Genomic DNA, 14,257 nt, shown 5'->3' with positions numbered 1-14,257 from the left:
CGACAATGCGTATGAGAGCCTGCTATGCCTTGAACGGGTGGAAAGGCGACTGTCTGCTTCGGTGCTCGAAGAGCCGGAAGCGGACGTTATCAAGACAACCGTGCTTATTGCGCAGTTGTCGTCAGCCGCGCCCTTCGGCGTGCTGAGCAGCAATCCAGGGCAGGTTCGGCACGTCGCCGCCGCCCCATTCCACCACGTCCGTGCCGTAGAACATGATGCCGTAGCCGTGCTCCGCATCCCAGGAGCACGCCAACTCGACGCCGAAATAGGGCGGTTCTCCGGCGACGTCCGGTAGCGTCATATGGAGAAGGCGGACCCGCAGGCGCACCTTCGCCTCATCCCACGCCTCGTTCATGTCCTTCTCCAAGCCATCCTGCATATCGGTCTGTTCGGGCAGCGAGGAGACAATAGTGGCGATGATTGCCCACTCGATGGCCGCATCGTTCGCAATAAGCCAGCGTGCCGCTGCGATCATCGCAGGGCCGGGCGCATCGCCCGTCCCTGAATCGTTCTCCAGGATCACCGGCACCTCGCCCGGCTCGGCGAACGCGACGTTACCGCGACCGGGGTCGGGCAAGGCGTCGAGCGAGTGTTGAAGCGTGGACGTCTCATCGGCTGAAGTCCCAATGCGGCTGTTCCGGCGCCTCCAAAGCATCGGGAGCGTGAAGGCCGGCAAGGAAGTCGAAAAGCGTGTCGGCGACGCGACCGAGCCCCCTGGCGTTGCCGCCCGTGCCGAACGGATCGTCGTTGCGCACCCAGAGGTAGACGGCTCGGTCGCTATGCTCCCGCCCGTTCATCAGGAGGTGGTTCTGCCCGGCGTCCGCCGTGCCGAAGAACACCATCGGCAAAGGAAAGCGGGAGCTGCCGCTGTCGTTGGCGATGAAAGCGCTATGGCGATCGAGAACCTTTCCGCAGTCAGTCGATAGCATCTGTGTCTCGTGAACGAGCCGCGTCCCGTCCTCGTAGGTGGCGACGAAGCCGTCATTCTCCTCCGCCGCGCAGGTGCCGACCCGCCGGAGGAGAGCTTCCAGATCGGGCGGAATACGAAAATCCGACCTGGTCGCGTAGGTTTCGAAGTCCGAATTCGTCCACGCGGTGCCCGGCACGGCACTAAAGGCGCAGTGCGTTTCTAGATGCGCGAGTGCGTCGTCTAGCGTCGTCATCGCCTCTCCTACATTCATTCTCTGTCGGTTGCGCCGCCACGTATTGGGGGAATGCTACATGACTACGACTGCGCAGCCAAACGGCGGCTTCCGGATCGAGGGCGGTTCGCTCAAAAGATTGACTTGGGTCGACAGCCGTCCTTAGCCTTCAGACAGGATGCGAATATTCGCTACCGTGAATCCGTGTCCGAATAATGCACGGAGGCCAATACGTGAACGGCGTCACGCTGATCGTGCGGATCGCCTCCGTCACCGGGCGGCCCTGCGAGAGCAACACGTCAACCTGCCGAAGCTTGGCGACGATCTCCTCGGGCTTGTGCTTCTTCTGCGGCATTCCTGGCATCCACCATCGGCTCAAAAGCCTACTTCAGGAAAGACCACCTTTCAGGGGGCAGACCACACCTGTGCTCGTCCGTTTGTGTCGGTGCCCGATCTCCTCATAATAGTGCATTGTTGGAGCTTTTATTCCGCGCTCCCGCGAAGCCGCATCACTGGACACCTCTAAGTTCATTTCCCACTTGCTCCTCTAGCCACTTGAGGATCCAAAATGGTCAACACAGTTGAGCAAAGGAAGCTGACATGGCCGGACAATTTATCGCCACGACCGGAACCGTATGGGGGATGGACTGTGAAGAGTGCGAGTATAAAATAAAAGCGAGTTTGAAAGCTGTCTCTGGTGTCCGGGACGTGTCGCTGCGCTACCCTGATCCGACACTCGGTGTCCTTCATAATGATAGTGTAACTCAAGCCTTAATTGTATCGACAGTTGAGGCTGCGGGTTTCCGTATAGACGTTACGAAATCCGCCTGAACGGACGCTCGGCAAGGTGCGTTCAGGCTTGCTAGTGAACAATAAAAAATCAAAAATTTGTACCTAGGACTCCTCTCGATCAATAGTTTTTTATTCACTAATTTTGCGCATTGATCCTCTAGCCACTTGAGGGAGTAGCAAACGAATTGCTTTCAACTCAGTACGAGCAAATATCCACGAAACCATTTCCAGATGCTGATCGTGATGCAGAGACCAATGCTTCGAACAGGAAGTCACGAGTCGACAGCACCCCAGCAGCTACTAATGGATCACGCCGGTCCTGTAATGCCATCAGGTCTAAAGAGGCGTCTAGGGAAACGCTTGCATCACCTCACGCAGAACCGGGAGGTCGTCGAAATTATTCCTTCTTTTGGCAGTGGCTAAAGCGCCCTGGACAAACGGGCTCGGCAATCCCGTCCGGTCACCAGCTTACTCGTCTTATGACAGCAAAGATCAGCATATCATCAGGGCGCATTTTGGAACTCGGCCCCGGTACCGAAGCCTTCACCGATGCAATGATTAAATTCGGCGTACCGCAACATAACTTGAAGATTGTATAGTTAAATGATAATTTTTAAGAAATACTATCTCATAAATATCTGTTGACACAGATATACTGCGGCAGTGCATTCGATCTATCAAAAATTGGAATAGAGAAATATAAAAAATTTAATTTTTCTGCTATTGAGCCACCGCTGCTCCCTATCTTAATAAATGAAGTGTCTAAGATAATAGAATTGATTAGTTCTAGGATCACAGCTAAATCTGAGCTTTACTAATTTACCTATGGCCCATTTTGCCCCATCCCTAGCCAAATACGCTCAGATTTTAAACTTGACACCGAACGGCTTGGAACCGCCATTTTAAATATCCCGCCTGCAACCGCATTTCGGCTCACCAAAGGATCATAAGGAATGTCTTTGACGTCGCTGCGCGTGTTCCAATGCGTTGCGCGCTGCTGACGTTTGTTAAAGTGCCTTAAAACCGTAAATATTTACCTGGAGCCCCATCGCAAAGCGCTCGTCCGCATTGCCGACGGTGATTTCCGTCAAGGCGATGGCTGCGAGGGGGTATTTCACCAGCAAATGCCTGGCCTGCGAGCGCGACTTCTCCATTGTTTCGGCGTCGATCTGCCTCAGCGCCTCCTCCTCGATCGCAAAGCCCGTCACGAAGTGTGAAAAGGTGAAGACACCCCAACTTGCCCGCCGATCATCCAGACCGGCGGCAACGAGGCATTCATGAATGAGCGAGCCGACGCGAAGGGTGTTCTCGTTTGGCACGTATGTGCCGGCGAAGACGCGGGAAGCATCCCGGCGTGACAGAAGCGCTCGGCGAAGATCGCCGGCGATCACACGCAACCGTTCTTCCCACGGTTGAGCCTCAGGGAGCCCGCGCCCCACAGGCTCGAGCAGGGCGTCGGCCATCGCTTCCAGCAGGGCGATCTTCTTGGGAAAATGCCAGTAGAGCGATGGGGCCTGCACCTTGAGGGCTTCAGCGAGCTTGCGCATCGTTAGGCCTTCAATTCCAACCTCGTCGAGAAGGGCAAGCGCCTTTGTCACAACGTCTTCCCTTACAATCTTCACGGCACTCCCCCTTTGCTCGTATTGACTCTCTAACACTGTTAGATAAGCTAACAACGTTAGATTGGAGTTTGCCGCATGAAAAATCAATTTGACGTTGTGATTGTGGGTGCCGGACCAGTAGAGTTATGGACAGGCTGCGAACTGAAACTCGCCGGCCTCGATGTCGCTATCATCGAACGACGTGCCGAACGGACAGCACAATCCCGCGCCTTGACGATTCATGGGCGCTCGTTGGAACTATTCGCAATGCGCGGCTTCGCAGACCGGCTGCTTGCGAAGGGGCGGCCCCTGCCGACGGGGCATTATGCGGTAATCGATACGCGACTGGATTTTTCGCCTTTTGATACGCGCTTCCCATACACGCTATTTCTTCCGCAGGCGGCTACGGAGGCGCTGCTTGAAGAGCGGGCTCGCGACCTTGGCGTCGACATCCGGCGCGGTGTGCGGGTGACGGCTGTGAGCGAGGGGCGATGTCATGTGGACGTCGCAACGGACGGTGAAGGGTTTGTTTCCGATTATGTCGTCGGTGCTGATGGCGCCCGCTCCATCGTGCGGGACAAGGCAGAAATCGACTTCGAAGGCCTCGAAGCTAGCAATACATTCTTGCTCGGTGATGTCGTGCTTGGGTCTCCACCATCGGCACCTGTCGTGGCGGTCACGAACGAGCGCGGCCTCGCTATGATTGCCCCACTCGGCGATGGTCGGCACCATCGCATCGTTTTGGTCGATCCGCAGCAGACGCACCTGCCCAGAACGGAACCGGTGACGCTGGACGCGCTGGTGGAAGCGACGGAGCGGATAACCGGCCAGGATTTCGCCCCGCGTAATCCAATTTGGATGTCTCGCTTTACCGATGAGACGCGGCTGGCCAGCGTTTATGGCAAAGGGCGGATTCTGCTTGCAGGCGATGCCGCACACATCCACGCCCCGATGGGGGGGCAGGGCATGAATGTCGGTTTGCAGGACGCGATGAACCTTGGCTGGAAGTTGGCGGCCGTCGTTCGGAAAGGGGCCCCGACGTCGCTGCTGGAAAGCTACACCCGCGATAGGCGACCCGTCGGCGAGGCGCTTTACGCCAACACGCTTTCTCAGGTGGGCCTCATCACGCGTTTCGACCCAGCGACGCTGGCACTGCGCAGGACGCTCGGCACACTGATGAAAATTCCGGCCGTCAATCAGTTGCTGGCGGGCGAGCTGTCTGGCTTCGACGTTGCGTATGGGGCCGCAGCCATCAAGGCGCAATCCGAAAGACGGCTGGCGGAAGGAGTTCGCATTCCCGATGCGGATATATCAATCGCGGGGACGCAGAGTTCGATATACAACCTTATGACGGACGGCAAATGGCTGCATATCGCCTTTGTCGCTGGAGCGGGCGCGACCGCGCCGGAGTGGCTTGCACAGAGCGACATCCGCTATGTCACCGCAAAGGCGGCCGATCATGCCGCTCTCGCGGACATCGGAGCCGTTCTGGTGCGTCCAGATGGCTACGTTGCCAGTATAGCGGAACGAGCAGCGTTTTCTGGGCTCTGATGATCGGGCCGGGCGAAGGTGGGAAGAAGCAGGCCATGAGCGAACCCGTCGAACATCGACATGAAGCAGGCGATGGCCACGACCATACCCAGGTCGTGACCGCCGACAATGAAAGGCGTATTCGCTTTGTCCTGATTTTCACTGCCAGCTATGCCGTCATTCAGGCCATAGGCGGCTGGATTTCAGGTTCGCTGGCGCTGATCGCCGATTCCGGCCACATGATTTCCGACGCTGCCGCGCTGCTCCTAGCGCTGATCGCCTATCGCATGGCGCGCCGGCCTGCCAATTTCTCGCGAACCTATGGTTACCATCGTGTCCGCGTTCTTGCGGCTTTGGCCAATGGTGCCTCGCTGCTGCTTCTGGTTGCGTGGATCGCTTGGGAGGCGGTCAATCGCATCAATCAGCCTGTCGAGGTGATGGCCGGTCCGATGTTTGTCGTGGCGGTCATCGGCTTGCTGGTCAACCTAGCAGGTGCGTGGATTCTCTCATCCGGCAACAAGGGCGATGCCAATCTGCGCGGCGCTTTCCTGCACGTAATTGGTGATTTGTTGGGTTCGGTCGGAGCCATCGCCGCCGCCATTGGCATCATGTTAACCGGTTGGTCTGTTCTCGATCCAATCCTCTCAATACTAGTAGCCCTCCTTGTTGTCCGCTCCGCTTGGGGGCTGGTGTCGGACTCAATTCGCGTTCTAATGCAGGCGGTGCCGCGTGGCCTTGATGCGCGTAAGCTCGAAGCCGATTTGGCATCGATACCGGATATTGACGAGGCCGGGCATTTTCACGCTTGGACATTGACCGACGAAAGCGTCGTGGCGACGGTTCACGTGACCCCGGCTGAAGGGGTGGAGCCTTTGCTTCTGCCCGGTCTGGTCAAGAAACGACTGAAAGAGACATATTCGATCGACCATGTGACGGTTCAGGTCGATCCGCGTGGCAGCCTGGCTGTCAGGGATGCTCGCATCCCATGAAATTGAAGAGCTAGAATTTTAAAATGCAAGTGCCTAACACATCAAACTCACAGATGCGCAAGCGAGGCATCAGAAGCTAAGTCCGATCGATCCTGAAACACCAAAAGTTGACAAGAAATATCCTGTTTCTTGAGTACCCTCGGGCGGTTGTCAGACCCTACCTGAAGATGAGTAATTTATGGCCAAATCGTTAATTAAGGCCTTGCTATGCGGCGTGTGCGTTTCGTCTGGTGCTGCCACTGTATCGGCAGCGGAGGTTAATCTTTACACGACGCGCGAACCCGGCTTGCTGCAGCCTTTGATCGACGCTTTCCAAGCGCAAACAGGCAACACCGTTAACACTATCTTTCTTAAGGACGGCCTTGCGGAACGCGTTGCCAGCGAGGGGGAGAGCTCTCCCGCCGACGTACTGATGACGGTCGATTTTGGCAACCTCGTCGACCTCGTCGACAAGGGCCTGACGCAGCCCGTGACGTCCGAGACGCTGGAAAGCGCGATTCCGGAAAACCTGCGCGATGCAAACGGCAACTGGTTCGGCCTCTCGGCCAGAGCCCGGGTGCTCTATGCTGCCAAGGATCTCGATCTTGACAGCTTCACCTACGAAGAGTTGGCCGACCCTAAGTGGCGCGGCAAGGTCTGCATCCGCTCCGGGCAGCATCCCTACAACACGGCGCTGTTCGCAGCCTACGACGCGCATCATGGCAGCGAGGCGACCCAGACCTGGCTCGAAGGCGTCAAGGCTAACCTGGCCCGCAAGGCCGGCGGCGGTGACAGGGATGTGGCGCGCGACATCATGGGCGGCATCTGCGACATCGGCATTGCCAATTCCTATTATGTCGGCCTCATGCGCAGCGGCGCCGGCGGCCCGGAACAGGAAGAATGGGCCAAGGCGATCAAGGTTATCCTGCCCACTTTCGAGGGCGGCGGCACTCAAGCAAACATCACGGGCGCAGCGATTGCTGCAAATGCGCCTAACAGAGATGTCGCGGTTGAGCTTGTTGAATTCTTGGTGTCAGAGAATGCGCAGGAAATATATGCCCGGGCCAACTATGAGTATCCAGTGCGCGAAGGTGTCGACCTAGACCCGATCGTTGCGGAATTTGGGACGTTCAGCATTGACCCCACGCCAATAACAACGATCGCTAGTCGGCGTGCAAGTGCAGCAGAGCTGGCCGAGAAAGTTGTTTTCGACGATTAAGTGGGTTAGTTTAGAGTGCCGCCGCCAGTGTTCCGGCGGCGGCATCGCAGCTACGATACAAATTTAATGCTGCCGCCAAGATATGTCTTTCTAACGAAATATACAACCTTTCTCTCTCTCTCTGCATTAAATAATATACTTGTTATAAATTAAGGTAGCGCCGCCGATTACTGCAAACAGAATTGGTTGGTGTAGCAAATAAATCGACAAAGTTCGGCGACCGATCCAGACTAGCCATCCGGGCGCCGGTAACCGAACCCACTCGTAGAGTTCGCGATGCTTCTCAGATAGCCGAGCAGCTGCGATTCCGAAAAGAACTATGCCGAACCAGGGGAACAGAGGAACAAAGTCGTTGGACGAGGGAGGATTGGATGCGAAACCGATCCAGGCAAGCCAGCGCGTATCGAACACCTCAAACTGAAACTTTAGGCCTAAGAGCAGTACGATGATGGCAGCGCACACAATGACGGCGATCGGGAGGCGGAGGAATATTAAGCCAAGGAGTGAGGATGCAGCGATCGCATGAAGGATGCCGAAATAGACGAAGACGTCACTCATCAGGAGGACGGTTACAACGGTGATCGCCAGCGCCGAGAGGGCAATCTTACTAAGACGCCGGATGAAACCCTTCTGGTCGAAAGCCTTGCTGTGAGCAAGGACCAGCCCGACGCCGCAGAGAAACATAAACGAGCCCGCCAGTGTCCGGGCGAAAACGATCATGGGATCGTAGTACATCATGTCAGGCGGGGCATAGCCGAAGAAACTGAGGTCCCAGCCAAGATGATAGAGCACGACACCGATGATCGCGGCGCCCCGCCAAGCATCGAGGAGAGCAATCCGGCCCGGTGAGATGGCAGGCGTGTGCTGCCGCCTAGCCGTTGGCTGTAAGTTCGCCGTCGTCCCCATTCGTTCCCCAGATTGATTCGATCTCAAGAACACGCGTAGCCTCTCTAGCGGCATGAGGAGCAAGCACGATCCGCAGTCGTGCGCTCTCCGCCGTCGAAGCTCTCATCGATCTCAATTGGACATCACGTCTGGCTACATCGTCACCGTGATGACCGATGGTTATCGGGACCTTCTAGGTGTCCAGCGCCACGGAAGGTCTCCTGCAACCCTTTGATTATTTTTGCTCGGGGGTTGGGCGGTTTTCGCCTAAGGGCAATCTTTCAGTTGCTGACAGAGACCTTAGCGCAAGTCATCACAGCGATCGGTCTCAGTGGTGTTCTGAAATGCATTCGCCATGATCGCCGAGGACTTCGATTACGCGGCATTCACTAATGCAGGACTGACAACATTCGGTCATCCGAGCGATTTCGACCCGTAGCGCGGTCAAACGGGCAATCTTGTGATCGATGTCGGCAAGATGTGCGGCCGCGATCCGATCCGCGTCTTCGCACGGGTTGTCCGGCTCTCCAGCTAGTGCCAGAAGCTCTCGGATGGGACCGATTTCAAATCCGAGTTCCCGGGCATGCCGAATGAACCGCAGGCGCAAGAGGTCCGAAGAGTCATATAGCCGCCGGTTGCCTTCCGTCCGCGACGGTGACGGCAACAAGCCAATTTCCTCATAGTAGCGGATCGTAGGGACCTTGATCCCGCTGGCCCGGGACGCTTCACCGATCGTCACACCAATGTTCATTTTTTCCTTGCTCCTCTAGCCACTTGAGGTCTTACGCATTCTGTCAACCTTAAACAAGGAGATCGACATGGATACGCAAACCACCGCAACGACCTTCGACGTGTCTGGCATGGACTGTGCCGGTTGCAGTCGAAAGATCGACAAGGCGCTGCGTGAGCTAGATGGCGTTCAGGACGTCTCGCTTCATTACCCGGACACCATGCTTGGCGTTCTTCACGACGGTCGTGTGTCGGAAGACGCGATCCGTCAGACCGTCGAGGGACTTGGGTTTACCGTCTCGCCGGCGAAGGGACTCTAAGCCTTTCTTCGCTGACTGACGGGATTGGCAGAACAAGTCCTCCCGAAAAGGAATACGAGATGAGCGAAACGTTGGTTCAGACGCGCTTTCGCGTCACGGGCATGGATTGCGGCGCGTGTGCCGCCAAGATCGATACGGCCATGCGACGTATGCCGGGGATCGCCGACGTCGCAGTGTCCTATCCGACTGAGTCCCTCACGGTCAGCCATGACGGCAGTGTCGAGAACGAAGCCGTCGTTCGTCAGGTCCAGCAATTGGGATTTGTTGCAGCCCCGGCCTCCGCCGAAGGGGATGGAAAGGCCACACAATTCCCGGAACAGAAGTGGTGGCAGGCAAGCAAAACCCAGGCGACGCTTGCTTGCGGCTTGGCGCTCATTGTCGCTTATGCGGTTGGTCACCTGTTTCCGCAGACCGAGCGCGTCGCCTTCATCCTGGCGCTTCTCGTCGGTCTCGTTCCCGTGGCGAGACGCGCCTTCACGGCGGCCCGCTTCGGTACGCCCTTTTCGATTGAAATGCTGATGACAGTTGCCGCGGTTGGCGCGGTGATCATCGGCGCGACGGAGGAAGCCGCCGCCGTCGTCTTTCTCTTCCTGATCGGCGAGATGCTTGAGGGGCTGGCCGCAAGTCGTGCGCGCAACAGCATTGCGGCGCTGGCCGATCTCGTGCCGAAGTCCGCGCTTGTCGAGGAGAATGGCGAAACGCGCGAGGTGCTCGCGGATCAGCTTCAGCCTGGCGCCGTCATCCTCGTGCGTCCGGGCGACCGGATCGCGGCGGACGGCCAGGTTGTGGAGGGAACCGGCGAGGTCGACGAGGCGCCCGTCACCGGCGAGAGCGTGCCGAAGATGAAGACTGTGAAGGATCCGGTCTTCGCCGGAACGATCAACACGACGGGCGTCCTGCGCGTGAACGTCACCGCGACGGCCGCCGACAACACGATCGCCCGCATCGTCAAGCTGGTGGAGGAGGCGCAGGAGGCCAAGGCCCCCACGGAGCGCTTCATCGACCGGTTCTCGAAGATCTACACGCCGTTCGTGGTGGTGCTGGCAGCTCTCGTCGCCGTCGTGCCGCCGCTCCTCTTCGGCGGCGACTGGTCGGAATGGATTTACAAGGGCCTGGCGCTTCTCCTCATCGGCTGCCCCTGCGCGCTTGTGATCTCGACGCCGGCGGCCGTCGCGGCGAGCCTCGCGTCCGGTGCCCGCCGTGGTCTTCTAATGAAGGGCGGCGCCGTGCTGGAGGGGCTGCGAGACCTCACCGCCGTCGCGTTCGACAAGACGGGCACGCTGACCGAAGGCAAGCCGAAGGTGACGGACGTCATCGCCTTCTCACGCTCGCGCGGTGCGGTGCTCTCGATCACTGCCGCTCTGGAGCGCGGTTCGAGCCATCCGCTGGCGCTGGCAATCCTCGATGCCGCGAAGTCGGAGAACGTGCCGGTCCCGCCCGCCTTCATGGCGGAAGCCGTCGCGGGCGAGGGAATTTCCGGCAATGTCGGCGGCGAGATGGTGTTCTTCGGCTCACCGAAGGCAGCGGCCAGTCGGGCGACGATCGATACGGAGCGTCAGAAGACGATCGATGCGCTGAACAGCGAGGGCAAGACGGTTTCGGTGTTGGTTGTGAAGGGCGAGGCGATCGGCCTCGTGGCCCTGCGTGACGAGCCGCGCGCGGACGCCAGGAAAGGTCTCGCCAAGCTTGCCGCTCTCGGCATCCGGGCGGTGATGCTGACCGGCGACAACCGCCGCACGGCCGAGGCGATCGGTGGCGATCTCGGGATCGAGGTGCGCGCCGAGCTCCTGCCGCAGGACAAGCAGCGCATCGTGCGCGAGCTTCAGGGCGATGGCTCGAAGGTCGGCAAGGTCGGCGACGGCATCAACGACGCCCCGGCGCTCGCCGCCGCCGACGTCGGCATCGCCATGGGCGGGGGCACGGACGTGGCGCTCGAGACCGCGGACGCCGCCGTCCTGCACGGCCGCGTGTCGGACGTTGCCGATCTCGTCGCGCTCTCCCGTTCGACGATGCGCAACATCTACACCAACATCACCATCGCGCTCGGACTGAAGGCGGTCTTCCTCGTCACCACAGTCCTTGGCATCACCGGCCTGTGGCCCGCCATTCTCGCCGACACCGGCGCGACGGTGATCGTGACCGCCAACGCCATGCTGCTTCTGCGCTGGAAGCCGGCATGACGGTAGACGCCGTCTTGAGATTCGCACCCGTCGTTCTGCTCGTGCTGGTCGGCCTGTGGCTGCTCCTTGCCACGCGGCGTACCTCGCGGGCGATCGGGATCAACGCCTATGGGTTCGGCGGCACGCGGCGTCAGCGCACGGCGCAGTTTCTGTTCCGTCTTGGCGTCGGCGGCGGATTGCTTGCCGCCGCTGCCTTTGCGGCTCGGATCGCATGGCCCGGCTTGCAGCCGTTGTCGCAGCATGTTGCGCATCAGGCGCTGGGCCTCTTCATCGCCACCTGCGGTCTTGGTCTCATCGTGATCGCACAGACCGACATGGGGCGCCGCTGGCGCGTCGGCGTGCCGACGACCGCACCTGACGAACTGGTGACCTGCGGCCTCTTCCGCTATTCCCGCAACCCGGTCTTCGTCGGGATGCTCGCAATGGCGCTCGGCCTCTCGATCGCCGTGCTGTCGCCCCCGATGATCGCTGCGGCTATTTGCTTCTGGCTGGCGTGTGAACTTCAGGTCCGCGACGAGGAACGCTTCCTCGAAGGGGCCTTCGGCGACGTATATCGCAGCTACAAGCGCGAGGTCCGACGATGGATCTGATGGACAGAACGATGAACGATGGAGACACTGGTTTGAGCAGAACGAGGCATCGGAGACGCGGGAATATTGTTGGCGCGTTCCTCGCGCTTGCCGCCATGACATTCAGCGTTTCGGCACACGAATTCGTGGTCAGCGACCTGACCATCAACCATCCCTGGTCACGCCAAACGCCTCCCATGGCCCCCGTCGGCGTCGCCTATCTGACGATCACCAACAAAGGGTCAGAACCCGACCGACTGATCGGCGGAAGTTCGACAGTCTCCGAAGGTTTCGAGATCCACACATCGGAGAGCCAGGGCGGGGTGGCCCGCATGCGCCGGCTCGCGGAGGGTGTCTTGATCGAGCCCGGCACGACTATCGAGCTGAAGCCGATGGGCACGCATATCATGCTTACTGGGCTGAAAGTCCCGATCAAGGCGGATGAAGCGTTCTCCGGAACGTTGGTGTTCGAGCGCGCAGGCACCCTCGACGTCACCTTCGCAGTACAAGGGCTGAGCGCACGAGTACCTACCGCGAACGACCATCAAGGACATACGCAATGAAGCTGCGGACGGTTCGCATCGCCTTGTGGGGTGCCGTCGCCGGCGTCGCCCTGATGGTCGTCGGCGCGCAGTTTGGATGGGTCGGGACCACGACCGGGCAGCAGCAGCCGGTGGCGGTGGCACAAGACACGGTGATACCAATCGGCGGCGAGTTCGAACTCATCGACCAGACCGGCAAACTGCGCAACTGGAGCGACTTCCGGGGCAAGCCGGTAGCCGTCTTCTTCGGCTTCACGCACTGCCCGGACATCTGTCCGATGACACTCGGCGAGCTTTCGGTAACACTGGCGGACCTTGATGCGGATGGCGGGCAGGGGGACGATATCCAAGTGCTGCTGATTACCGGTGATCCAGTCCGAGACACCCCGGACATCCTGGGCCGCTATCTTGAGTCCTTCGATCCGCGCATCGTCGGCCTGACCGGCAGCGACGATGCAATTGAAAAGGCGTTCACCGTGTTTCGTGCCTATCGCGAAATCGTGCCGCTGGAAGGCGACAATTACACGGTCGACCATTCCGCAGGTGTCTACCTTTACGACGCAGAGGGCGCCTTCTTTGGAACGCTGGACAAGGACGAGCCGGCGGAGGTCCGCATGACGAAGATCAAACGGCTGCTTGATGGCGCCCGCGGCATGGCCGCTGGAGGCGCATAGCCATGGCCGTGGTCAGCCCCTCCCATCCGCAGAAGGTGCCGGCGACCGGAATGCCGTTCCTGTTCGCATGGCTCGTCGCGACAGCGGCAACCCTCGGCGCCCTGTTTGTCGGCGAGGTCATGGGGCAGGCCCCCTGCAATCTGTGTTGGTACCAGCGCATCGCAATGTTCCCGTTGGCGATCCTCCTCGGCATCGCCGCCTATCGCGGCGATGTCGCGGCGCGGATCTACGCGTTGCCGCTGGCCGTGGCCGGTCTCTGCATCGCCGGCTTTCACAGCCTTCTCTATGCCGGCGTGATCCCGGAAGCGATCGAGCCCTGCGGGGCGGGTCCGTCCTGTGCCAGCGCCGACATGACCATCTTTGGCGGTCTGCCGCTCCCCTTCCTGTCGCTCGGCGCCTTTGCCGCCATTACCCTTTTGCTTGTCTTCTCACGAAAGGCCCCAAGCTCATGAACCGTCGCCGTTTCATAGTCTCCGCGTCCCTTGTCGCGCTTGCGGCCTTCGGAGGCGGTGCCGTCCTCTACCGCCGTAACCAGCCCGAAGCGGCCTCGCTATCCGCCGAAGGCAACCAGCTCGTGCGCCCGCACTCGCCGATCGTCGGCAACACCGACGCGCCGGTGACGCTCGTCGAGTTCTTCGATCCGTCTTGCGAGGCGTGCCGAGCCTTTCACCCCATCCTGAACCAAATGCTGGAACGGCATCCGGACGATCTGCGCCTGGTGCTGCGCTACACGCCGCTGCATGAGGGGTCCGACGAAGCGGTGCGCATCCTCGAGGCCGCACGACGTCAGGATCGCTTCGAGCCCGTCCTCGACGCCTTGTTTGAACGGCAACCGGAATGGGCTGTTCACGGCGCGCCCAATATGGCAAAGGCGTGGGAGATCGCTGGGACGGCGGGACTGGACCTTCCTCGTGCCCGTGCGGATGCCGCCTTGCCGGAGGTCGAGGCCGTGCTTCAGCAGGACGTAGCGGATCTTCAGGCGGTCGGTGTCGAACGGACTCCAACCTTCTTTGTGAATGGTACCGAGCCGGCGGAGTTCGGCCCGCAGCCGCTTTACAACGCCATTGTTGCCGAGATCGACAAAACCAAGGCGTCCTGAAAGACCG

16 protein-coding genes and 1 pseudogene are annotated in these 14,257 nt (G+C 59.6%); 11 read left to right on the top strand and 6 right to left on the bottom strand.

The window, feature by feature from the left end; genetic code table 11:
- Window positions 1-121: 121 nt before the first annotated feature.
- From NDN16_RS18775 to NDN16_RS18765, 3 genes and pseudogenes are all read right to left on the bottom strand, one after another.
- The gene (locus tag NDN16_RS18775) at window positions 122-577 is read right to left on the bottom strand and encodes a DUF6985 domain-containing protein (RefSeq protein WP_251114987.1); all 456 of its coding nucleotides are present in this window, start codon (window positions 575-577) and stop codon (window positions 122-124) included.
- Between the two features lie 31 nt (window positions 578-608).
- The gene (locus tag NDN16_RS18770) at window positions 609-1,163 is read right to left on the bottom strand and encodes a hypothetical protein (RefSeq protein ID WP_251114986.1); all 555 of its coding nucleotides are present in this window, start codon (window positions 1,161-1,163) and stop codon (window positions 609-611) included.
- A gap of 205 nt (window positions 1,164-1,368) precedes the next feature.
- Window positions 1,369-1,497: pseudogene (locus tag NDN16_RS18765) on the bottom strand (IS3 family transposase); the annotation flags it as partial.
- A 245-nt stretch (window positions 1,498-1,742) separates the two neighbouring features.
- Here NDN16_RS18765 and NDN16_RS18760 point away from each other — a divergent pair.
- On the top strand, window positions 1,743-1,973 hold the full coding sequence (locus tag NDN16_RS18760) for a heavy-metal-associated domain-containing protein (protein WP_251114985.1): 231 nt from the start codon (window positions 1,743-1,745) through the stop codon (window positions 1,971-1,973).
- Between the two features lie 968 nt (window positions 1,974-2,941).
- Here NDN16_RS18760 and NDN16_RS18755 read toward each other — a convergent pair.
- Entirely contained in the window at window positions 2,942-3,532 is a 591-nt protein-coding gene (locus NDN16_RS18755; protein ID WP_251114984.1) for a TetR/AcrR family transcriptional regulator C-terminal domain-containing protein, read from the bottom strand.
- 99 nt (window positions 3,533-3,631) lie between these two features.
- On the opposite strand from NDN16_RS18755, the gene NDN16_RS18750 reads away from it, so the two are divergent.
- The 3 genes from NDN16_RS18750 to NDN16_RS18740 all read left to right on the top strand — a co-directional run bounded on the left by NDN16_RS18750 (window position 3,632) and on the right by NDN16_RS18740 (window position 7,252).
- Complete coding sequence (locus NDN16_RS18750; RefSeq protein ID WP_251114983.1) at window positions 3,632-5,086, top strand: FAD-dependent monooxygenase; 1,455 nt, start codon at window positions 3,632-3,634, stop codon at window positions 5,084-5,086.
- A 35-nt stretch (window positions 5,087-5,121) separates the two neighbouring features.
- Window positions 5,122-6,054 carry a cation diffusion facilitator family transporter gene (locus NDN16_RS18745; RefSeq protein ID WP_251114982.1) on the top strand — a complete coding sequence of 311 codons (933 nt, stop codon included), beginning with the start codon at window positions 5,122-5,124 and terminating at the stop codon, window positions 6,052-6,054.
- Window positions 6,055-6,232: 178 nt separating this feature from the next.
- Window positions 6,233-7,252 carry an extracellular solute-binding protein gene (locus tag NDN16_RS18740; RefSeq protein ID WP_251114981.1) on the top strand — a complete coding sequence of 340 codons (1,020 nt, stop codon included), beginning with the start codon at window positions 6,233-6,235 and terminating at the stop codon, window positions 7,250-7,252.
- 126 nt (window positions 7,253-7,378) lie between these two features.
- Here the strand turns inward: NDN16_RS18740 and NDN16_RS18735 are convergent, their stop codons facing one another.
- Together NDN16_RS18735 and NDN16_RS18730 are read right to left on the bottom strand one after the other, a co-directional pair.
- Window positions 7,379-8,158, bottom strand: a complete 780-nt coding sequence (locus NDN16_RS18735) for a heparan-alpha-glucosaminide N-acetyltransferase (protein ID WP_251114980.1) — start codon at window positions 8,156-8,158, stop codon at window positions 7,379-7,381.
- A gap of 307 nt (window positions 8,159-8,465) precedes the next feature.
- Complete coding sequence (locus NDN16_RS18730; RefSeq protein WP_251114979.1) at window positions 8,466-8,888, bottom strand: MerR family transcriptional regulator; 423 nt, start codon at window positions 8,886-8,888, stop codon at window positions 8,466-8,468.
- A gap of 67 nt (window positions 8,889-8,955) precedes the next feature.
- Here NDN16_RS18730 and NDN16_RS18725 point away from each other — a divergent pair, with 67 nt between their 5' ends.
- Genes NDN16_RS18725 through NDN16_RS18695 form a run of 7 tightly spaced genes read left to right on the top strand, consistent with a single transcriptional unit; the run spans window position 8,956 to window position 14,250 of the window.
- Window positions 8,956-9,186, top strand: a complete 231-nt coding sequence (locus NDN16_RS18725; RefSeq protein ID WP_251114978.1) for a heavy-metal-associated domain-containing protein — start codon at window positions 8,956-8,958, stop codon at window positions 9,184-9,186.
- 59 nt (window positions 9,187-9,245) lie between these two features.
- A complete protein-coding gene (locus NDN16_RS18720) occupies window positions 9,246-11,366 on the top strand; it encodes a heavy metal translocating P-type ATPase (protein ID WP_251114977.1) in 2,121 nt (706 codons plus the stop codon).
- On the top strand, window positions 11,363-11,956 hold the full coding sequence (locus NDN16_RS18715; protein WP_251114976.1) for a methyltransferase family protein: 594 nt from the start codon (window positions 11,363-11,365) through the stop codon (window positions 11,954-11,956). The genes NDN16_RS18720 and NDN16_RS18715 overlap by 4 nt, the downstream gene beginning before the upstream one ends.
- Window positions 11,947-12,498 (top strand): copper chaperone PCu(A)C, encoded by a 552-nt coding sequence (locus NDN16_RS18710; protein ID WP_251114975.1) that lies wholly within the window; start codon window positions 11,947-11,949, stop codon window positions 12,496-12,498. The genes NDN16_RS18715 and NDN16_RS18710 overlap by 10 nt, the downstream gene beginning before the upstream one ends.
- The gene (locus NDN16_RS18705) at window positions 12,495-13,151 is read left to right on the top strand and encodes an SCO family protein (protein WP_285292832.1); all 657 of its coding nucleotides are present in this window, start codon (window positions 12,495-12,497) and stop codon (window positions 13,149-13,151) included. The genes NDN16_RS18710 and NDN16_RS18705 overlap by 4 nt, the downstream gene beginning before the upstream one ends.
- A 2-nt stretch (window positions 13,152-13,153) precedes the next feature.
- A complete protein-coding gene (locus tag NDN16_RS18700) occupies window positions 13,154-13,603 on the top strand; it encodes a disulfide bond formation protein B (protein ID WP_251114973.1) in 450 nt (149 codons plus the stop codon).
- Window positions 13,600-14,250 (top strand): DsbA family protein, encoded by a 651-nt coding sequence (locus NDN16_RS18695; protein ID WP_251114972.1) that lies wholly within the window; start codon window positions 13,600-13,602, stop codon window positions 14,248-14,250. Before NDN16_RS18700 ends, NDN16_RS18695 begins: the two co-directional genes overlap by 4 nt.
- Window positions 14,251-14,257: the final 7 nt, after the last annotated feature.

This window comes from Aureimonas altamirensis (genome assembly GCF_023702225.1).
In the GTDB taxonomy this organism is placed as follows: Bacteria; Pseudomonadota; Alphaproteobacteria; order Rhizobiales; family Rhizobiaceae; genus Aureimonas; species Aureimonas altamirensis_B.
The sequence above is the reverse complement of the archived record's forward strand: the minus strand, read 5'-3'. Positions and strand labels throughout refer to the sequence as shown.

Bases quoted from the DNA above. Each gene is read 5' to 3' on its own strand.
- NDN16_RS18760 (WP_251114985.1), top strand. From the start codon at position 1,743: ATGGCCGGACAATTTATCGCCACGACCGGAACCGTATGGGGGATGGAC.
- NDN16_RS18700 (WP_251114973.1), top strand. From the start codon at position 13,154: ATGGCCGTGGTCAGCCCCTCCCATCCGCAGAAGGTGCCGGCGACCGGA.
- NDN16_RS18735 (WP_251114980.1), bottom strand. From the start codon at position 8,158: ATGGGGACGACGGCGAACTTACAGCCAACGGCTAGGCGGCAGCACACG.
- NDN16_RS18720 (WP_251114977.1), top strand. From the start codon at position 9,246: ATGAGCGAAACGTTGGTTCAGACGCGCTTTCGCGTCACGGGCATGGAT.
- NDN16_RS18745 (WP_251114982.1), top strand. From the start codon at position 5,122: ATGAGCGAACCCGTCGAACATCGACATGAAGCAGGCGATGGCCACGAC.
- NDN16_RS18770 (WP_251114986.1), bottom strand. From the start codon at position 1,163: ATGACGACGCTAGACGACGCACTCGCGCATCTAGAAACGCACTGCGCC.
- NDN16_RS18705 (WP_285292832.1), top strand. From the start codon at position 12,495: ATGAAGCTGCGGACGGTTCGCATCGCCTTGTGGGGTGCCGTCGCCGGC.
- NDN16_RS18715 (WP_251114976.1), top strand. From the start codon at position 11,363: ATGACGGTAGACGCCGTCTTGAGATTCGCACCCGTCGTTCTGCTCGTG.
- NDN16_RS18710 (WP_251114975.1), top strand. From the start codon at position 11,947: ATGGATCTGATGGACAGAACGATGAACGATGGAGACACTGGTTTGAGC.
- NDN16_RS18725 (WP_251114978.1), top strand. From the start codon at position 8,956: ATGGATACGCAAACCACCGCAACGACCTTCGACGTGTCTGGCATGGAC.
- NDN16_RS18750 (WP_251114983.1), top strand. From the start codon at position 3,632: ATGAAAAATCAATTTGACGTTGTGATTGTGGGTGCCGGACCAGTAGAG.
- NDN16_RS18695 (WP_251114972.1), top strand. From the start codon at position 13,600: ATGAACCGTCGCCGTTTCATAGTCTCCGCGTCCCTTGTCGCGCTTGCG.
- NDN16_RS18740 (WP_251114981.1), top strand. From the start codon at position 6,233: ATGGCCAAATCGTTAATTAAGGCCTTGCTATGCGGCGTGTGCGTTTCG.
- NDN16_RS18730 (WP_251114979.1), bottom strand. From the start codon at position 8,888: ATGAACATTGGTGTGACGATCGGTGAAGCGTCCCGGGCCAGCGGGATC.